16 protein-coding genes are annotated in these 17,235 nt (G+C 73.2%); 9 read left to right on the plus strand and 7 right to left on the minus strand.

The window, feature by feature from the left end; translation table 11 throughout:
- The first annotated feature begins 8 nt into the window (after positions 1 to 8).
- On the plus strand, positions 9 to 224 hold the full coding sequence (locus ACIGA3_RS15650) for an MbtH family protein (RefSeq protein WP_388998100.1): 216 nt from the start codon (positions 9 to 11) through the stop codon (positions 222 to 224).
- Positions 225 to 280: 56 nt separating this feature from the next.
- Here the strand turns inward: ACIGA3_RS15650 and ACIGA3_RS15655 are convergent, their stop codons facing one another.
- Genes ACIGA3_RS15655 through ACIGA3_RS15665 form a run of 3 tightly spaced genes read right to left on the minus strand, consistent with a single transcriptional unit; the run spans position 281 to position 4,876 of the window.
- Complete coding sequence (locus ACIGA3_RS15655; protein ID WP_399715163.1) at positions 281 to 1,345, minus strand: iron-siderophore ABC transporter substrate-binding protein; 1,065 nt, start codon at positions 1,343 to 1,345, stop codon at positions 281 to 283.
- Between the two features lie 49 nt (positions 1,346 to 1,394).
- Positions 1,395 to 3,164 (minus strand): ABC transporter ATP-binding protein, encoded by a 1,770-nt coding sequence (locus tag ACIGA3_RS15660; protein ID WP_399715451.1) that lies wholly within the window; start codon positions 3,162 to 3,164, stop codon positions 1,395 to 1,397.
- A 2-nt stretch (positions 3,165 to 3,166) separates the two neighbouring features.
- A complete protein-coding gene (locus ACIGA3_RS15665) occupies positions 3,167 to 4,876 on the minus strand; it encodes an ABC transporter ATP-binding protein (protein ID WP_399715166.1) in 1,710 nt (569 codons plus the stop codon).
- Positions 4,877 to 5,026: 150 nt separating this feature from the next.
- Here ACIGA3_RS15665 and ACIGA3_RS15670 point away from each other — a divergent pair, with 150 nt between their 5' ends.
- Positions 5,027 to 5,476, plus strand: coding sequence for an RpiB/LacA/LacB family sugar-phosphate isomerase (locus tag ACIGA3_RS15670; protein WP_399715168.1), 450 nt, complete (start codon positions 5,027 to 5,029; stop codon positions 5,474 to 5,476).
- Between the two features lie 48 nt (positions 5,477 to 5,524).
- On the opposite strand, the gene ACIGA3_RS15675 is transcribed toward ACIGA3_RS15670, so the two are convergent.
- The gene (locus ACIGA3_RS15675) at positions 5,525 to 5,890 is read right to left on the minus strand and encodes a DUF6479 family protein (protein ID WP_399715170.1); all 366 of its coding nucleotides are present in this window, start codon (positions 5,888 to 5,890) and stop codon (positions 5,525 to 5,527) included.
- Between the two features lie 143 nt (positions 5,891 to 6,033).
- Here ACIGA3_RS15675 and ACIGA3_RS15680 point away from each other — a divergent pair, with 143 nt between their 5' ends.
- The 4 genes from ACIGA3_RS15680 to ACIGA3_RS15695 all read left to right on the plus strand — a co-directional run bounded on the left by ACIGA3_RS15680 (position 6,034) and on the right by ACIGA3_RS15695 (position 10,291).
- Positions 6,034 to 6,423 (plus strand): ferredoxin, encoded by a 390-nt coding sequence (locus ACIGA3_RS15680; RefSeq protein ID WP_399715173.1) that lies wholly within the window; start codon positions 6,034 to 6,036, stop codon positions 6,421 to 6,423.
- Between the two features lie 189 nt (positions 6,424 to 6,612).
- Positions 6,613 to 7,134 carry a hypothetical protein gene (locus tag ACIGA3_RS15685; protein WP_399715175.1) on the plus strand — a complete coding sequence of 174 codons (522 nt, stop codon included), beginning with the start codon at positions 6,613 to 6,615 and terminating at the stop codon, positions 7,132 to 7,134.
- A 48-nt stretch (positions 7,135 to 7,182) separates the two neighbouring features.
- A complete protein-coding gene (locus tag ACIGA3_RS15690; protein WP_399715177.1) occupies positions 7,183 to 8,742 on the plus strand; it encodes a phytoene desaturase family protein in 1,560 nt (519 codons plus the stop codon).
- A gap of 55 nt (positions 8,743 to 8,797) precedes the next feature.
- Complete coding sequence (locus ACIGA3_RS15695; protein ID WP_399715178.1) at positions 8,798 to 10,291, plus strand: acyl-CoA synthetase; 1,494 nt, start codon at positions 8,798 to 8,800, stop codon at positions 10,289 to 10,291.
- Here ACIGA3_RS15695 and paaK read toward each other — a convergent pair.
- Positions 10,288 to 11,583 carry a phenylacetate--CoA ligase PaaK gene (paaK, locus tag ACIGA3_RS15700; RefSeq protein ID WP_399715180.1) on the minus strand — a complete coding sequence of 432 codons (1,296 nt, stop codon included), beginning with the start codon at positions 11,581 to 11,583 and terminating at the stop codon, positions 10,288 to 10,290. The genes ACIGA3_RS15695 and paaK overlap by 4 nt on opposite strands.
- Before the next feature lie 261 nt (positions 11,584 to 11,844).
- Between paaK and ACIGA3_RS15705 the strand changes: the two genes are divergently transcribed.
- From ACIGA3_RS15705 to ACIGA3_RS15715, 3 genes are all read left to right on the plus strand, one after another.
- Positions 11,845 to 12,087, plus strand: coding sequence for a DUF397 domain-containing protein (locus ACIGA3_RS15705; protein ID WP_161150257.1), 243 nt, complete (start codon positions 11,845 to 11,847; stop codon positions 12,085 to 12,087).
- A gap of 165 nt (positions 12,088 to 12,252) precedes the next feature.
- Positions 12,253 to 13,155 (plus strand): universal stress protein, encoded by a 903-nt coding sequence (locus ACIGA3_RS15710; RefSeq protein WP_399715183.1) that lies wholly within the window; start codon positions 12,253 to 12,255, stop codon positions 13,153 to 13,155.
- Between the two features lie 70 nt (positions 13,156 to 13,225).
- Positions 13,226 to 13,723, plus strand: a complete 498-nt coding sequence (locus ACIGA3_RS15715) for a hypothetical protein (RefSeq protein ID WP_399715186.1) — start codon at positions 13,226 to 13,228, stop codon at positions 13,721 to 13,723.
- Between the two features lie 7 nt (positions 13,724 to 13,730).
- Here ACIGA3_RS15715 and ACIGA3_RS15720 read toward each other — a convergent pair whose 3' ends face one another.
- Positions 13,731 to 15,698: an N-acetylmuramoyl-L-alanine amidase gene (locus ACIGA3_RS15720; protein WP_399715189.1), complete on the minus strand. Its 1,968-nt coding sequence runs from the start codon at positions 15,696 to 15,698 to the stop codon at positions 13,731 to 13,733.
- A 264-nt stretch (positions 15,699 to 15,962) separates the two neighbouring features.
- Positions 15,963 to 17,099, minus strand: coding sequence for an aminoglycoside phosphotransferase family protein (locus tag ACIGA3_RS15725; RefSeq protein WP_399715192.1), 1,137 nt, complete (start codon positions 17,097 to 17,099; stop codon positions 15,963 to 15,965).
- Positions 17,100 to 17,235: the final 136 nt, after the last annotated feature.

Raw genomic sequence — 17,235 nt, forward strand, 5'->3', positions numbered from 1 at the left:
AGCCCGCCATGAGCAACCCGTTCGAGAACCCCGACGGCGTCTACACCGTCCTCGTCAACGACGAGGGCCAGCACAGCCTCTGGCCCGACTTCGTCGCCGTCCCGCCCGGCTGGACCGTCGTCCACGGCCCCGCGCCCCGTCAGGACTGCCTCGACCACATCGAGACCCACTGGACGGACATGCGCCCCAAGAGCCTGATCGAGGCCATGGCCGACGGAGCCTGACCGGCAGAAGGGGGCGGTCCTGACCTGGGCCCGCCCCCCTTTTCATGCCGAGAACGTCAGGACGTCGGCTGCCCGACCTTCGTCGCCGGCTTGCCGTCCGACGCGGCGGCGAGCTGCGGGACCAGGCGGTCCAGGACGTAGGGAATGCTCAGCACCGTGGACAGGGAGACCGCGTTGCCGTAGTCGCTGGTCTCCTTCACGAACACCTCGCGGCCCCGCTTCACCACGTTCAGATCGCCGTAGACCGGGTCACGGTGCAGCTTGGTGACGGCGGAGGAGAGGTCCGGCACGATCCAGAGAGCCACGCCCTGGTCGAGCAGATCCAGACGCTCCTTGCTGATGTTGGCGCCGAACTTGTCCCCGATCACCTTGTCCAGGTCCTTCGGCAGCGTGAAACCGAGGTCGGACAGCAGCCGGGAGCGCGGGTCCTGGCTGCCGAACACGAACGTGCCCTCGTACGGAGTCGCCACCACCGCCGTCGACTTCGCGAAGCCCGGGTTGGCCTCGCGGGCCGCCGCGAACTTGTCCTGCACGCCCGCCACCAGCTTCTTCGCCTCGGTCTCCTTGCCGAGCGCCTTGCCGATCACCTCGGTCTGCCGCTGCCACGGCACCCCGAAGTCGTTGAACTCCTCCGGCTGGGCCACCACCGGCGCGAACTTCGACAGGCTCGCGTACTGCGACTTGGTCAGCCCCGAGTAGACGGCGAGGATCAGATCAGGGCGCAGCGCGGCGATCTTCTCCACCTGGGGACCGGTGCCGGTGTCCTTCAGCACGGTCGGCGCGGGGGAGCCGCCCAGCTCGTCCTCGGCCCAGGGCCCGACCGCGCCCTTGTAGCCGCCCAGCCACTCGGTCGTGCCCACCGGCACCTTGCCCAGCGCGAGGACGGCGTCCTGGTCGGTCAGACCGACGGTGACGATCCGCTTCGGCTCGGACTTGATCGTCGTACTGCCGTACTTGTGGGCGATCGTCACCGGGAACGCGGTGCCGGCGGAGCCCTTGGCGCCGGAGTCGGGCGAGGCCGAGCCGGAGTCGGAGGAGCCGCAGGCGACCGCGGTCACCGCGAGCAGGAGTACGGAGGTGAGCAGGCCGGTCAGCCGGGAGGCTCTGGTGGCGCGGGGCATCGGTGATCCTTCGCTTCGGGGTGAAAGGTCCTGCGCGGGGGGTACGGGGTCAAGGGCCTGCCTCGGCGGGGGAGCGGCTGCCGGACCAGGCGTGCCACAGAGCGGCGTACGCGCCCTCGGCGGCGAGGAGTTCGGCGTGCGTGCCGCTCTCCGCCACCCGGCCGTCGCTCAGTACGACGATCCGGTCGGCGGCGGCCGCCTGGCTGAGCCGGTGGGCGACCACGAGCGCGGTACGGCCGCGCAGCGCGCGCTCGGCCGCCTCGTCCAGCAGCCGGGCGCCCGAACTGCCCGCCTCCGCCGTCGCCTCGTCCAGGACGACCACGGGCCGGTCGGCGAGCAGCAGCCGGGCCAGCGCGAGCTGCTGGGCGCGGTCGGCGGTCAGCCGGTGCCCGCCGTCGCCCACGACCGTGTCCAGCCCCTCGGGCAGGGCCTCGGCCCAGCCCAGGGCGCCCACCGCCGTCAGCGCCTCGCGCAGCTCATCGTCGCTCGCGTCAGGGCGGGCCAGCCGCAGATCGTCGGCGAGGGGGCCGGCGAAGACATGGACCTCCTGGGTCACCAGTCCGACCAGGCGGCCGGAGGCGTCCGGTCCGACGCCGCCGATATCGACACTGCCCGCCGTGGGGGAGTGCAGCCCGGCCACCAGCTTGGCCAGCGTCGTCTTGCCCGCACCCGTGGTGCCCACCAGCGCGACCCGCTCCTTGGGGCGCACCTCGAGGTCCACCCCGTGCAGCACCGGACGGCCCGGCACATACGCGTGCGAGACCCCGGTGAGCGTCACCGACGGGTCGGCTGCCGGAAGGTCCGCCGACTCGGCCTCCTTCGCCGCGGGTTCGTCCACCACACCGACCAGGCGGGCCAGTCCGGCGGTCGCGGACTGGGCGTCGTCCAGCAGCACCAGCGCGGTGTTGACCGGGCCGAAGAGGCTGTGGAAGTACAGGGCGGCCGCCGTGGCCGTACCCACCGACGCCGAACCGGAGCGCACCAGCCAGAACCCGGTGACCAGCACGGCGGCCAGGCCCAGGTACTCCGCGATGTGCAGCCGGGAGTAGAAGCGCAGCACCAGCCGCACCCCGCGCATCGTCAGCTCCACCGCCGCCCGCGAACGCGCGGTCACGCGCTCGGTGTGGCCGTCCTGGAGCCGGTGCGCGCGTACGGTCCGGGCGCCGCCGATGCTGTCCAGCAACTGCTGCTGCTGCGCCCCGGCCGCGATCCGCTCGCGTCCGTACAGCGGGACCGCGTTGCGCACGTACCAGCGGGCGGTGTGCGCCTGCACCGGCACGGCGAGCAGCGCGGCCAGCAGGAACCGCCAGTCCAGCAGGGCCAGCGCGCCCAGGGTCAGCACGATCGACAGCGCCGAGCGGGCCAGCTCGGGCAGCGCGCCGCGCACCGCGTCCGCGACCCGGGAGACGTCGCGGGTGACACGGGCGTTCAGGTCGCCGGAGCCCGCCCGCTCCACCCGTTCCAGCGGCAGCGCCAGGGCACGCTCCACGAACAGCTCGCGCAGCCGGGCGAGCACGGTCTCGCCGAGCCGGGACACCAGCGACATGCCGAGCGCGGTCAGTACGCCCTGCGCCACCGCCACCCCGGCCAGCGCGGCCACCGGCCAGGTCAGCGTGCCCGGCGCGCGGTGCTCGGTGACCAGGTCCACGATGTGCCCCAGCAGCGGCTGGGTGACCAGCCCCACGGAGGTGGCCAGCACCAGCAGCCCGAACCCGCCGAACGCCAACCCCCGGTGCGGGCGCAGCAGTTCACGGACCACGGCGCGAGTGCGGGCGGCGGTTGCCGTGGGGAGGAGAGCCGGGTCGTCGGTCTGCTTCATGTTCATGCGAGCACCGCCGTCCGGTAGTTGGCGTCCGCCCGTACGAGCTGTTCATGGGTGCCCTCGGCGCCGACCCGGCCGCCGTCGAGGAGGACGACGCGGTCGGTGACGGCGAGCAGCGCGGGGCTGTTGGTCACCACGACCGTGGTGCGCCCCCGCCGAATCTCGCGCAGCCCCTCCGCGATACGCGCCTCGGTGACCGCGTCCACGGCGGTCGTCGGATCGTGCAGCACCAGTACGGGCGGATCGGCGCGCAACGCCCTTGCCAGCAGCACCCGTTGGCGCTGGCCGCCGGAGAGGGAGCGGCCGCCCTCGCCGACCTCGGTGGCGGTGCCGTGCGGCAGGGAGCGGGCGACCTCGTCCACACGGGCGGCGGCGAACACCCGCTCCGTGAGCGGGTCCTGGGCCGTGCCGGTGGCCTCGTCCGCCGGTGCCACGTTCGCCGCCAGCGACCCGCCGAACAACGCGGCGTCGTGCGCGGCCACCAGGACCGCCGCCCGGAGCGCTGCCGGGTCCAGCCGGGTCAGGGGTACGCCGTCCAGCTCGACCGAACCCGTCTCCGGGTCGTGCTCCCGGCCCAGGCAGCGCAGCAGGGCCTCGGCACCGGCCGGGTCGGTCACCGCGATCCCGGTCAGGAGCCCGGCGGGCAGATCGAGGTCGACGCCCTCCGGACCACCGAGCCGGACCCCGCGCAGCCGCAGCGCACCGCGTACCGGCTCCGGCACCGCGTCGTCACCGCCGCTCACGGCCGGCGCGGCGGCCAGCACCCCGGCGATCCGGGCGGCGGAGGCGCGCCCCTGCGCCAGCTCGGCGTTCACCCAGGCGAAGGTCTCCAACGGGCCCAGCAGGAACAGCGCCAGTCCCACCGCCGACACCAACTGGCCCAGCGAGAGCGACCCTTCGAGGGCCAGCCGCCCGCCCACCAGGGCTATCAGCGCGATGAAGCCGCCCGTCAGGGCCAGCACGAGCCCGGTCTGCCAGGACTCGGCGCGGGCCGCGCGCAGCGTCGCCGCCAGCGACACCCGGCTGGTGCGGCGGTACCGCTCCACGGCGGCCCGCTCGGCGCCCAGCCCCTTCAGCACCCGCAGCCCGGCCACCAGGTCGGCGGCCACTCCCGAGGCGTGCGCGGCCCGGTCCTGCTCGGCCTCGCTGCGCCGCTCCAAGGGCTTGCTCAGCAGATGCCCCAGCCACAGCAGCACCGGCGTGCCGAGCAGCACGATCAGCCCCAGCGGTACCGACGTCACCAGCAGCGCGACCGCGCTCACCGTGATGCCCGCGACGGCCCACATCCCGCTCATCAGCGCCATGTTGACCGCGCCGACCCGCTTGGCGTCCTCGGTGGCCACATTCGCCAGCTCGCCGGGGAGCAGCCCCGCCTCCGCGCCGCCGCGCGGGTCCAGCACCCGGCGCACCACCGCGAGCCGCAGCGCGTGGGCGGCCTCCTCGGCGGCGCGTTCACCCGAGCGTGCGCCCAGCCGGAAGCTCCACGACAGGCACACGTACATGACCGCGAGCACCGCCAGCCACAGCAGCAGCCGCCCGGCATCCTGGCCGGCCACCGCCTGGTCGATGACGACGCCGATGAGCACCGGGACCAGGGCTTCCCCCAGCTGGTGCACGCAGCCGAACCCCGCGCCGAGCGCGACGCGCCGCGCCTGCCCCCTGACCGAACGTGTCAGGACATCGCGCCCCGACGGTTCCCCTGATCCCACCAGCCACCCTCCGGAAACCGGTCAACTTAGGCAAGGCTACTCTAAGTAAAAGCGGTGGCGTCAATCCCATCCGTCGGTCTCGGGGGCCGAGTTGGGTAGCGTGGGGGGTCTGAGTAGGCAAAGCGACCCGGCAGAGAAAAGGGGCGACCCATGAGGATCTCCGTCTCCTCCGACATGGACGAACCGGTGGCCCGTCTCCTCGTGGCGGAGCTGCGCGGCCGGGGGCACGAGGTGCGCGAGCACGGCGCGCTGCGGGCCGGGGCCGACCCGCAGTGGGCGGTGTGCTCGGAGGTTGCCGCGCGGGAGGTGGCCGAGGGGTCGGCCGATCAGGCGGTCGTCTGCTGCTGGACCGGAACGGGCGCCTCCATCGCCGCGAACAAGGTGCCGGGGGTGCGCGCCGCGCTCTGCGCCGACGCCGCCACGGCGGACGGCGCGCGCCGCTGGAACGACGCCAACGTCCTCGCGCTCAGCCTGCGGCTCACCTCGGAGCCGCTGCTGAAGGAGATCCTCGACGCCTGGTTCGCGGCCGCGCCGAGCCAGGACGAGGAGGACCGCCGCAACGTGGCCCACATCGAAGCGCTCGACGTACGGCCACGCTGAGGCGGTCCCCGGTGCCGGGGCCCTTTGGTCAATGGGCGCCCAGGCCGGTCAGTGGGCGCCCAGGCCGCCCCCGCCGAAGGAGCCGCTCGACCCCTTGCTCCAGCGCGGACGGTCCTTGTTCTCACTTGTTCTCGTGCCCATGTTGGTCAGTTCGTAGGGGGTGAGCGCGCGCCCGCCCTTGGGGGTCCGCGGGATCTCATCCGGCTCCCGGTTCTCCTGCACCTCCCGAGTCACACCCTCCGGGGGAAGGTGCGGCTGTTCCTCGGCGCTGGGGCGGGGCGGCTCCCTGTCCTTGATCCGGCTGTTGATCCAGAAGCCGCCCGCGAGCAACGCCAGCACGCCAACGGCCACGACGAAGAGCACCAGGCTGATCAGCCCGCTCGGTGCCGCCAACTGTGTCATCGCGGTGTCCATAACAGTGGTGTACCCCGTACAAACAGTACGAATCGGACACGCTGGGTGTCTGCCCGCGCACCGGCCGTGCCCTGCAACCTCCTGCGTCCACAGGACCGTTGCCCACGCGTTTACGCCGCCGCACCCACGGCTACCCGCCCCGTGTGACACCTCCGCCCCCCTCACGAGAGCAGCTCTACCAATTCCTGGAAGACCGGTTCGCCTGCGCCCAGGCGTGCTCCGACTGCGCGCGGGCCTGTGCGGTGCGCGCCAGCCTCGTCGGCTCGTACGGCACCGCCGGGCAGGAGCGCGCCCGGCGCCTCGGCATCATGTGCGCCGAGGTGTGCGACACCACGTGCCGCGCGCTGTCCGAGGAGGGCCGCGCGGACGGCGAGGGCACCGAGGACGAGATCAGGCTCCAGCTGGAGTGGTGCCGCTCGCTCTGCGTCGAGGCCGCCGAGGCGTTCGACGGCCAGCCCGGCGCCGAGAACGCCGCCACCGCCTGCCGCACCTGCGCCCAGGCGTGCGTGGACTTCATGGCGGCCCTCACCTGACCCTGTCCCCGCGTGCGGCCGCCCGCCCGGGCCGGCCGCCCCGATCCGGCCCGCGTGCCCCACTGGATCTCAAGGCTGTGGAAAGCAGCGCCACTTGCGGCACCCGAGGGACTGGCCGAACAGAGGCCCGCTGCTCCAAGATCTCTACTCCGCCGGCAGTCACCTCTTCCAGTCGCAGGAGCAGAGTTGTTGTTCCACACTCTCCGCCGCGCCGCGCTCGCCGCGGCCCTCGTGCTGCCCGCCGCACTGCTCAGCGGGTGTTCCCTCGTCCAAGGCGCCGGGAGCTGCGACGGCTCCGGCGCCGCACGCGAGGACCTCGCCGCCCAGCCGGTGCTGTCCTCACCCCCCGACGGCGCCTCCGCCCCCGCCAACTACCAGGGCGCGGGCATCTCCACCGGCTGCGACGACGACAGTGCGGGCCCGGCCTGGCTGCACGCGGACCGCGTCTACGCCTTCACCGGCACCCGCCGGGCCGTCGTCGACCACTACGCCCGCATCGCAGCCGCCCAGGGCTGGCGCCGCGACACCGCCTCCCGCGCCGACGCCGCCTGCTGGACCCGGACCGCCGACGGCCGTCGCCTGGTGCTCGCCGTCGACTTCCAGCTCGGCGGCTGGACACCCGCCCCCGACCCCGGCAAGGGCATCGGCTACGAGGTGACCGTCGGCTCCGACGCCGACGGCAGCGCGGAGGGTGCGGGCTGCGCCGACTAGGGTCCGCACACCCCTACCCGGCGAAGATCAACCGTGCTACCAAGAACCATGCCTGCACACGAGGGAACCCGGACGTACGACGCCGTCATCGTCGGCGGGGGACACAACGGCCTGGTCGCGGCCGCCTACCTGGCCCGTGCCGGGCGCTCGGTCCTGCTGCTGGAGCGCCTCGGCAACACCGGGGGCGCGGCCGTGTCCAGCCGGCCGTTCGCCGGGGTCGAAGCCCGGCTGTCCCGGTACTCCTACCTCGTCAGCCTGCTTCCGGACAAGATCGTCCGGGACCTCGGGCTGGACTTCCGGGTCCAGGGCCGCACCATCTCCTCGTACACTCCCGTCGAGCGTGGCGGCCGGGCCACCGGGCTGCTCGTCGGGGGCGGCGAGGAGCGCACCCGGCGGGCCTTCGCCGAACTGACCGGCGGCGAGAACGAGTTCACTGCCTGGCAGCGCTTCTACGGCATGACCGGCGAGGTCGCCCGGCGAGTCTTCCCCACCCTCACCGAACCGCTGCCCAGCCGCGCCGAGTTGCGCACCCGCGTCGCCGACGAGGCCGCCTGGCGGGCCCTGTTCGAGGAGCCGATCGGCGTCGCCGTCGAGGAGAACTTCCACGACGACCTGGTGAGGGGCATCGTCCTCACCGACGCGCTGATCGGCACCTTCGCCGACGCCCACGACCCCTCCCTCGCCCAGAACCGCTGCTTCCTCTACCACGTCATCGGCGGCGGCACCGGCGCCTGGGACGTCCCCGTCGGCGGCATGGGCGCCCTCACCGACGCCCTCGCCGGCGCGGCCCGCGCGGCCGGAGCCGAGATCGCCACCGGGCACGAGGCGATCCGTATCGACACCGACGGCCGCACCGCCGAGGTCGCCTACCGCACCGCCGACGGCGAAGGCGTCGCCGCCGCCCGCCACGTCCTCGTCAACGCCTCCCCGCGCGAACTGGCCGCCCTCACCGGCGACTCGGCGCCCGAGCCCGCCGAGGGCGCCCAGCTCAAGGTGAACATGCTGCTCAAGCGGCTGCCCCGGCTCAAGGACAGCTCCGCCGACCCGCGCGAGGCGTTCGCCGGAACCTTCCACATCGCCGAGGGCTACCAGCAGCTCGCCACCGCCCACGCCCAGGCCGCCGCGGGTGAACTCCCCGCCGCCCCGCCCTCGGAGATCTACTGCCACTCCCTGACCGACCCCACCATCCTCGGCCCCGACCTCGCCGAACGCGGCTACCAGACCCTCACCCTCTTCGGTCTGCACACCCCGGCCCGTCTCTTCGCCCACGACAACGACGCCGTACGCGAGGAACTCCTGAAGTCCACCCTCGCCCAGCTCGACGCCCACCTCGCCGAACCCCTCGCCGACTGCCTGGCCACCGACGCCGACGGCCGCCCCTGCATCGAGGCGAAGACCCCGCTCGACCTGGAGCGCGACCTCGGCCTGCCCGGCGGCAACATCTTCCACCGCGGCCTCACCTGGCCCTACGCCCAGGACGGCACCGGCCGCTGGGGCGTGGAGACCCGGCACGCCAACATCCTGCTGTGCGGCGCGGGCGCGGTGCGCGGCGGCGGGGTCAGCGGAGTGCCGGGACACAACGCGGCGATGGCCGTGCTGGGGGAGTGACGGCCACCGCCGAAGATCTTGACCTCGGGACCGGCCGGCCCGAGGATCGGCTGTCATGACACAGGGACACGGCAGCACCGTCGACGGGGTGCTGCGGCGCAGCGCCCGCCGCACCCCGGCACGCGTGGCGCTCAAGTACGGCGACCGCTCCTGGACCTACGCGGAACTGGACGACGCCGTCTCCCGGGCCGCCGCCCTGCTGCTGGCCCAGGGACTCGAGCGGGGCGACCGGGTGGCCGCCTACGGCCACAACTCCGACGCCTACCTCATCGCCTTCCTCGGCTGCGCCCGCGCGGGCCTCGTCCACGTCCCGGTCAACCAGAACCTCACCGGCGCCGACCTCGCCTACCTGCTCCACCAGTCCGGCAGCGCCCTCACCCTCAGCGACCCCGCCCTCGCCGGCCGGCTCCCGGCCGGCACCCGCACCCTCCCGCTGCGCGACGCAGACGGCTCCCTGCTCGCCCGCCTGGCCGGCACCCCGCCGTACACCGGGCCCGAGCCGCGTACCGAGGACCTGGTGCAACTGCTCTACACTTCCGGCACCACCGCGCTGCCCAAGGGCGCGATGATGACCCACCGGGCGCTGGTCCACGAGTACCTCAGCGCGATCACCGCCCTCGACCTGAGCGCGGGCGACCTGCCCGTGCACGCGCTGCCGCTCTACCACTCGGCGCAGCTGCACGTCTTCCTGCTGCCCTACCTCGCGGTCGGCGCGACCAGCACGATCCTCGACGCCCCCGACGGCGACCGCCTCCTCGACCTGATCGAAGCGGGCCGCTGCGACAGCCTGTTCGCCCCGCCCACCGTGTGGATCGCGCTCGCGGGGCGCCCCGACTTCGCCGACCGCGACCTGAGCGGCCTGCGCAAGGCGTACTACGGTGCCTCGATCATGCCGGTGCCCGTCCTGGAGCGGCTGCGCGAACGCCTGCCCAAGCTCGCCTTCTACAACTGCTTCGGGCAGAGCGAGATCGGCCCGCTCGCCACCGTCCTCGCCCCGAACGAGCACCAGGGCCGCCTCGACTCCTGCGGCCGCACCGTGCTGTTCGTCGACGCCCGCGTGGTCGACGAGGAGGGCGCGGACGTTGCGGACGGCACCCCTGGCGAGATCGTCTACCGCTCGCCCCAGTTGTGCGAGGGCTACTGGGACAAGCCCGAGGAGACCGCGGCCGCCTTCCGCGACGGCTGGTTCCACTCCGGCGACCTCGCGGTCCGCGACGCCGACGGCTACTTCACGATCGTCGACCGGGTGAAGGACGTCATCAACTCCGGCGGTGTGCTCGTCGCCTCGCGCCAGGTCGAGGACGCCCTCTACACCCACGAGGCGGTCGCCGAGGCCGCCGTGATCGGGCTGCCCGACGAGCGCTGGATCGAGGCCGTCACCGCGGTCGTCGTCCCCCGGGGCGACGTCACGGAGGACGCGCTGATCGCCCACGTCCGCGAAGAGCTGCCCGCGTTCAAGGCGCCCAAGCGGGTGTACTTCGTGGCCGAACTCCCGCGCAACGCCAGCGGGAAGATCCTCAAGCGGGAACTGCGGGACCGGCTCGGCTAGCGGGGCCGCAGGTCCACGATCCGGCGGATCTTGCCCACCGAGCGTTCCAGCGACTCCGGCTCCACGATCTCCACGGACACCGACACCCCGATGCCGTCCTTCGCCGCCGCCGCGATCGACCGGGCCGCCGCCTCCCGCACCTCCGGCGTGGCACCCGGACGCGCCTCCGCCCGCACGGTGAGCGCGTCCATCCGCCCCTCCCGCGTCAGCCGGAGCTGGAAGTGCGGCGCCACACCGGGGGTGCGCAGCACGATCTCCTCGATCTGGGTCGGGAACAGATTGACCCCGCGCAGGATCACCATGTCGTCGCTGCGCCCGGTGATCTTCTCCATCCGCCGGAACACCCGCGCCGTCCCCGGCAGCAGCCGGGTCAGATCCCGCGTCCGGTAGCGGACGACCGGCATCGCCTCCTTGGTGAGCGAGGTGAACACCAGCTCGCCCCGCTCGCCCTCCGGCAGCACCTCACCGGTGATCGGGTCCACCACCTCCGGATAGAAGTGGTCCTCCCACACATGCAGACCGTCCTTGGTCTCCACGCACTCCTGAGCCACCCCCGGACCGATCACCTCCGACAGCCCGTAGATGTCCACGGCGTCGATGGCGAACCGCTCCTCGATCTCCCGCCGCATGCTCTCCGTCCACGGCTCCGCCCCGAACACCCCCACCCGCAGCGAGGTGGAGCGCGGGTCCACGCCCTGCCGCTCGAACTCGTCCAGCAGCGTCAGCATGTACGAGGGGGTGACCATGATGACGCCCGGCCCGAGATCCTGGATCAGCCGCACCTGCCGGGACGTCATGCCCCCGGAGGCGGGCACCACCGTGCACCCCAGGCGCTCGGCGCCATAGTGCGCGCCCAGTCCTCCGGTGAACAGGCCATAGCCGTACGCCACATGGACGATGTCGCCGGGCCGCCCGCCCGCTGCCCGGATCGAGCGGGCCACCATGTCCGCCCACACCGAAAGGTCGTTGTCGGTGTAGCCGACCACCGTAGGCAGCCCCGTCGTCCCACTGGAGGCATGCAGCCGCCGCACCCGCTCCCTGGGCACCGCGAACATCCCGTACGGGTAGTTCGCCCGCAGGTCCGCCTTGGTGGTGAACGGGAAGTGCGCGAGGTCCGCGAGCGAACGGCAGTCCTCGGGGCGCACCCCGGCCTTGTCGAAGGACTCCCGGTAGAACGGCACATGGGCGTAGGCGTGCCGCAGCGAGGCGCGCAGCCGCTCCAGCTGGAGCGCCCGCAGCTCCTCGGGCCCGAGCCGCTCGCCCGCGTCCAGCAGGTCCGTCTCGTCCGCCATCGGGACTTCCCTTCGCACACGACACGCGTCACGACACGCCTCACGACACGCAATACGGACGACCGATCATTCGGTCGATCTTGCCGAGGCCAGTAATTCAGGCCATCGCGCCCCGGGCAAGAGGCCGGCCGGGATTTTTCCGCGCGCGGCTCCGTACTCGCGTACACCCACCCGCCCCAAGGTCCCCCTCACGTGGCCTGTGCGCCGTCAGGGCCGGTCGCTAGGCTGAGCCGCGGACGACGTAATGGGAGGAGCACGGACGTGGCCGAGAGCACCATCCAGCAGCAGTCGCTCACGGGCTGGGACAAGCCGGACCTGGACCTCAGCGGGGCCCAGTGGCAGTCCAGCAGCAGGGGTCTGGGCGATGTCCAGATCGCCTTCGTCGAGGGCTTCATCGCGATGCGCAACAGCCGCCGCCCCGAGAGCCCCTCGCTGATCTTCACCCCCGCCGAGTGGGGCGCCTTCGTCTCCGGGGCCCGTGAGGGCGAGTTCGATCTCACCTGATCCACCGGGCGGGGCCCGAACCGGAGCCGACCGGGGGTGTTCCGGCCGCGATTGCCCAACACGCGCCCCGCGGCGCCCTCTCCGGAGCGCCGCCTGAGCCAGGCTGGCCCCGACAAGAGGCCCGCCCCGGCACGGGGAAGGCCGCGTCCCGGGAGGTGAGGAACGATGAGCGCTGTGCCGGTCATCGCCGCGGTCGACGGTTCCGAGGACAGCCTGCGCGCCCTGGACTGGGCCCTTCAGGCCGCCCGCCGCCGCGTCGCACCGCTGCGCGTCATCCATGTGCGCCAGTACGCGGCCTGGGGCGAGGCCGACATCCTCGTCGCCGACCCGCCCGACGAGCGCGGCGACCCGGTCCTCGACGAGGTGCGCGACAGGCTCGCCGGCCGTTCCGGCCTGCCCACCGTGGAGTACGTCACCGTCGAGGGCGTACCCGGCGCCGTCCTGCCCGAACTCGGCGCCGACGCACAGTTGTTGGTCCTCGGCTCACGCGGCCGGGGCGGCTTTGCCAGCCTGCTCCTCGGCTCCAACTCCCTCGCCGTCGCCCGCGACGCCTCCTGCCCCGTGGTCGTCGTCCCCCGGCCCGGCCGCGAGGTGCACGCCGAACCCCCGGCCGAGCACGGACCCCGGGTCGTCGTCGGACTGCACGTCGACAGCCCCGACGACGGCGTCCTCGGCTTCGCCTTCGCCGAGGCGTCGCTGCTCGGCGCCCGCCTCCAGGTGATCGCCGCCTATCCCTGGCCCGTCCAGACCTGGTCGGCCCCCGGTCAGCTGATGCCCCCGCCCATCGACCAGGTCGCCGTCGAGAGCGAGACCCGCGTCCTCGCCGAAGGCTTCCTCGACCCGCTGCGCGCCCAGCACCCCGGCGTCGACGCGGAGGCCGAGGCGCTGCCGGGCGATGCCGCCGGGCATCTGGTCGCCCTCTCGGCGGGCGCCGATCTGGTCGTCGTCGGCCGCCACCGGCGCCGGCTGCGCGTGCCCACCCGCATGCTGGGCTCGGTCACCCAGGCCGTCCTGCTGCACGCGGCGAGCCCCATCGCCGTCGTCCCCGCCGGCCCCGCCGAGGAGTGACCCCGTACGGGCCATGCCGGGAGGGCTCCCGCACGCCGCCCGGCCGGTCCGGGCACGTACCATTGGCCGCATGTCGTTCCTCCGCCGCCGCAGCGCCACTCCCGCCGGACCAGACTTCGACGTGCTGGCCATGGACCCCGGTGACTGGCCCGGCAACCTCGGCGCGGGCCTGCTGCCCGCCCCCGACGGAAGCTGCCAGGGCGTCTTCCTGCGCTACGACCTGTTCGGCGGCCGTGGCCCCGCCATGATCATCGGCAATCTCCCCGAGGGCTCCCCGGCCCGTGAGACCACCGAGGGCGAGATCCCCTTCGAGGTCGCCCAGCTGCTGCTGGCGCTGGACAACGAGGAGGAGGTCACCGTCGTCGGCTCCGAGGACACGCCCGTCCTCCAGGGCGACAACCTGCTGATCGTGCGCCGCCTCAAGCTCTCCGAGGGCCGGGTCTCCTGCGTGCAGTTCGACCGCAGCGACGGCGTCCTCGTGACCATCGCCGCCTGGGACCGCCCCATCACCGACGACCTGTACGCCCTGCTGAAGCCGCTCCCGGCGGAGCTGTTCCAGCAGGGCTGAGGCACCGCTACCGGCGGGCGGCCGCCAGGTCCACGTCCGCCGCGCGGACGAATCCGACCCGGTGGCCGTACTGGATCTCGTAGTACAGGTCCTTGCCGGTGATCACCTGGTGCGAGTCCTCGGTGAAGGTGACCGCGTAGTAGTACTCGCCCGGCATCCGGTCACCGACCACGTACTTCTGCCCGGCCGGGATCGCGTACGGCAGCGGCACCACCGACTGCGCCGGGACGCCCGCCGGGTACGCCTCCTTCTCCGGGTAGGCGCGGCCGTACACCGGGACGCTTCCCAGCCCCGCCTTCGGGGTGATCGTGGCCCCGGACGCGGAGACCGCCGTGGGCTCGCGGTGCGGGTTCTGGAACCACGCCTTCTGCCCCAGGTACCAGATCGCCGTCCAGTCGCCCCAGCGACCCGCGACCACGTACTGCTGACCGGTGGAGACCCGCGAGGACAAATCGTTGACCCCGTCGGTCGGCTCGGTGCCCAGACCGATGTCCTTGATCAGCGGCGCGTTCACATCGTGGTCGGAGTACAGCCGCACCTCACCGGAGCCGTGCGCCGGGCACGGCTCGCCCTTCTTCGTGCAGCCCGTGTACACCGGCTGGTTGGCGGCGTAGTCGGGCAGGATCGTCACCAGACCCGAACGGCTGGTGCCCGTGCGCTTGAAGGGGTGGCCGAGCAGCTGGAAGTAGTGCCGCCAGTCCCAGTACGGGCCCGGATCGGTGTGCATGCCGGGCACGGTGGAGGCGGTCGGACCGGGCACGTTCTCATGGCCCAGGATGTGCTGCCGGTCCAGCGGCACCCCGTACGCGCGGGACAGGTACTTCACCAGCCGTGCCGAGGACCGGTACATGGCCTCCGTGTACCAGGCGTCCGGCGCGGTGAGGAAACCCTCGTGCTCGATGCCCACGGAGCGGGCGTTCACATCCCAGTTCCCCGCGTGCCAGGCGACGTCCTTCGCCTTCACATGCTGGGCGATCAGACCATCGGTCGAGCGAATGGTGTAGTTCCAGGACACATAGGTCGGGTCCTGGATCAGGTTCATCACCCCGTCCCAGCCGCCCTCGGTGTCATGGATGACGATGTACTTGACGCGCTGGGCCGCGGGCCGGACCCCGAGGTCGTGGTTGCCGTAGTCGTTGTCGCCGAACTCCTCGTACGGCGCCGGGACCGACACGCACGACACCGACCTCGGACACTCGACATCGCCCGCGCGTGCCGCACGCAGCCCGGTCCGCTTCAACTGGGCGGTATCGGCGCTGAGTCGAGGGCTCGCCGTCAGCTCGACCCGCTGGCCGGCGTCGGTGGTGCGCCGCTCTCCGGTGCGCAGCACGTCGTACACGTCGTCCGCGTACGCGGCGGCCGTCGCCTGGTCGTCGGCGGCGGAGAAGCGGGCCACCGCGCCGTACCAGACGGCCGGGTCGGCGCTGAGCGGCTCGCCCAGCTCCCGCTGCGCGGCCGCCAGCAGTGCGGCGCCGCCGGCGATGTTGGCGGCCGGGTCGGCGCGCAGCCGGGCCGCCGGGAGACCGGTCAGCTCCGCCGCGCGGCGCAGCGTGGTCAGCCGGGCGGGCAGCTTCGACGGGGCGGGCGCCTTGGCCTCGGGGTGCAAGGGAGTACGGGTGCTGTCGCCTCGCGCGTCCTCCGTGCCCTCCGCGTGATGCTCGGTCGCGGCCAGCGCGGTACGCGCGTCGGTGAGGTGCATCGGGCCGTAGCCGCCGCTCACGCTGGGCGCCCCGGCGTGCGCGTCCCAACGGGACTGGAGGTAGGAGACGGCCAGCAGCACGCTCCGGGGCACACGGTACTCGGCGGCCGCACTGCCGAAGGCGCGCTGGAGCTGATCGGCCGGGGGAGCGGTGGGCGCGGCCGGGGCGGCGCCGAGCAGCGGCAGCACCAGGGCGGCCGAGACGAGCGTGCCCGCGGTCCGCTTCAGGCGTCTGACGCCGGGTACGGACGACGGGGCGGGGGCGAATCCTCGCAATGCGGCCTCCTGTGACGGGCGGGGCGTGGCGGGACGGGCGGCGCCGAGCTGGGTCAGTGGTACCGGCTTGCCGACGATCCGTCAATGATGCCCTCGGGAAGATGATTTCCCACGTCACAAAGGGTTTCGGGCGAGTTTCGCGCTGATGGCGCGCGGGCCTGCGAGGCGTCAGTGGCGTATACCAGTGACCCCCGCCCCGCAGGCCCGGCACCCGGAACCGCGGTACGCCGCCGCTCGGGCGCACCGCGGTGCTCTGGGCCCGCTCTAGCGGGTGCCGACCGCCGCGCGCACGGCCCGGCGGGCCATGTGGCAGTCGTCGTGCAGCCTCCGCAGCAGCAGCCGCTGCTCCTCACCGGAGGGCGTCACGCCCGACGGGGCCGGGGCCGGGGGAGTGCCGTGCATCGAACGCTGCACGGCCGTCTCGTAGGTGCGGATCTCGCGGGTCAGCACCAGCATCAGGTTCACCAGGAAGGCGTCGCGCGAGGCCGGGCCCCCCGACTGGGCGAGCTGGCTGATCTGACGGCGCGCGTCCGGGGCGTCACCGAGGACCAGCCACAGCGTGGCCAGGTCGTACCCCGGCAGATACCAGCCCGCGTGCTCCCAGTCGACCAGCACCGGACCGGCCGGGGACATCAGGATGTTGGACAGCAGCGCGTCGCCGTGGCAGAACTGGCCCGTGCCCTGGCGGCCGGCCGCGTGCGCGATGCCATGCAGCAGCTTCTGGAGGTCGCCCAGGTCGCGGTCGGTGAGCAGTCCCAGCTCGTGATAGCGGGAGATGCGGGCCGCGTAGTCCAGTGGGGCGTTGAAGGTGCCCGCCGGGGGGCGCCAGGCGTTCAGCCGGCAGATCGCGCCGAGCGCGGCGCGGATGTCCGCGCGCGGCGGGGTCTCCAGCGGGTGGCGGCGGTGCGAGGCCACCCGGCCGGGCATCCGCTCGATCACCAGTGTGCAGTTGTCCGGATCGGCCGCGATCAGCCTCGGCACGCGCACCGGTGGACGGTGCCGGACGAAGGAGCGGTAGGCAGCTATTTCGTGCCGGACGCGCTCCGCCGCGGCGGGCGCGTGGTCCAGCAGGCACTTGGCGACCGCCGTGCTGCGGCCTGTCGTACCGACGAAGGTGACGGACCGTCCGCTGCGGCGCAGCACCTGCACCGGGGCGAACTCCGGGCAGATCCGCTGGACCGAGGCGATGGCGGTGCGGAGTTGGGCCCCCTGGGGGCCGGACAGGTCCAGCCTGCCGCTGAGCGGCTGGGAGCCGGGCTGCCCGGGAATGCGTGGTGCCCGGCCCACGCCCAGGAGGGGTGCTCCGGGTCGCGCCGCCGGGTCCAGATACGGTCCGCCGCCCACGGGGCGGGGACGTGGTGGCCGGGGCGGGGCGGACACGGAGGACGATGCTGCGTACATGGGAGATACAGATCCCTTCGTGTGCCTGCTGTGCCTGCCTGTGCGTCGCTTGCGCTGAAGCCGTCGTGAAGTCTTCCGGTACGAAGCCTTCTCGGGGGAAGCCTGCTGACGAGCTGTGCGCCCACCCGTCCCGGTC

This window comes from Streptomyces sp. NPDC085596 (assembly GCF_044541565.1).
GTDB lineage: Bacteria > Actinomycetota > Actinomycetes > Streptomycetales > Streptomycetaceae > Streptomyces.

Bases quoted from the DNA above. Each gene is read 5' to 3' on its own strand.
- ACIGA3_RS15690 (WP_399715177.1), top strand. From the start codon at position 7,183: ATGCCTGCACACGAGGGAACCCGGACGTACGACGCCGTCATCGTCGGC.
- ACIGA3_RS15650 (WP_388998100.1), top strand. From the start codon at position 9: ATGAGCAACCCGTTCGAGAACCCCGACGGCGTCTACACCGTCCTCGTC.
- ACIGA3_RS15710 (WP_399715183.1), top strand. From the start codon at position 12,253: ATGAGCGCTGTGCCGGTCATCGCCGCGGTCGACGGTTCCGAGGACAGC.
- ACIGA3_RS15675 (WP_399715170.1), bottom strand. From the start codon at position 5,890: ATGGACACCGCGATGACACAGTTGGCGGCACCGAGCGGGCTGATCAGC.
- ACIGA3_RS15670 (WP_399715168.1), top strand. From the start codon at position 5,027: ATGAGGATCTCCGTCTCCTCCGACATGGACGAACCGGTGGCCCGTCTC.
- paaK (WP_399715180.1), bottom strand. From the start codon at position 11,583: ATGGCGGACGAGACGGACCTGCTGGACGCGGGCGAGCGGCTCGGGCCC.
- ACIGA3_RS15660 (WP_399715451.1), bottom strand. From the start codon at position 3,164: ATGAAGCAGACCGACGACCCGGCTCTCCTCCCCACGGCAACCGCCGCC.
- ACIGA3_RS15655 (WP_399715163.1), bottom strand. From the start codon at position 1,345: ATGCCCCGCGCCACCAGAGCCTCCCGGCTGACCGGCCTGCTCACCTCC.
- ACIGA3_RS15725 (WP_399715192.1), bottom strand. From the start codon at position 17,099: ATGTACGCAGCATCGTCCTCCGTGTCCGCCCCGCCCCGGCCACCACGT.
- ACIGA3_RS15715 (WP_399715186.1), top strand. From the start codon at position 13,226: ATGTCGTTCCTCCGCCGCCGCAGCGCCACTCCCGCCGGACCAGACTTC.
- ACIGA3_RS15695 (WP_399715178.1), top strand. From the start codon at position 8,798: ATGACACAGGGACACGGCAGCACCGTCGACGGGGTGCTGCGGCGCAGC.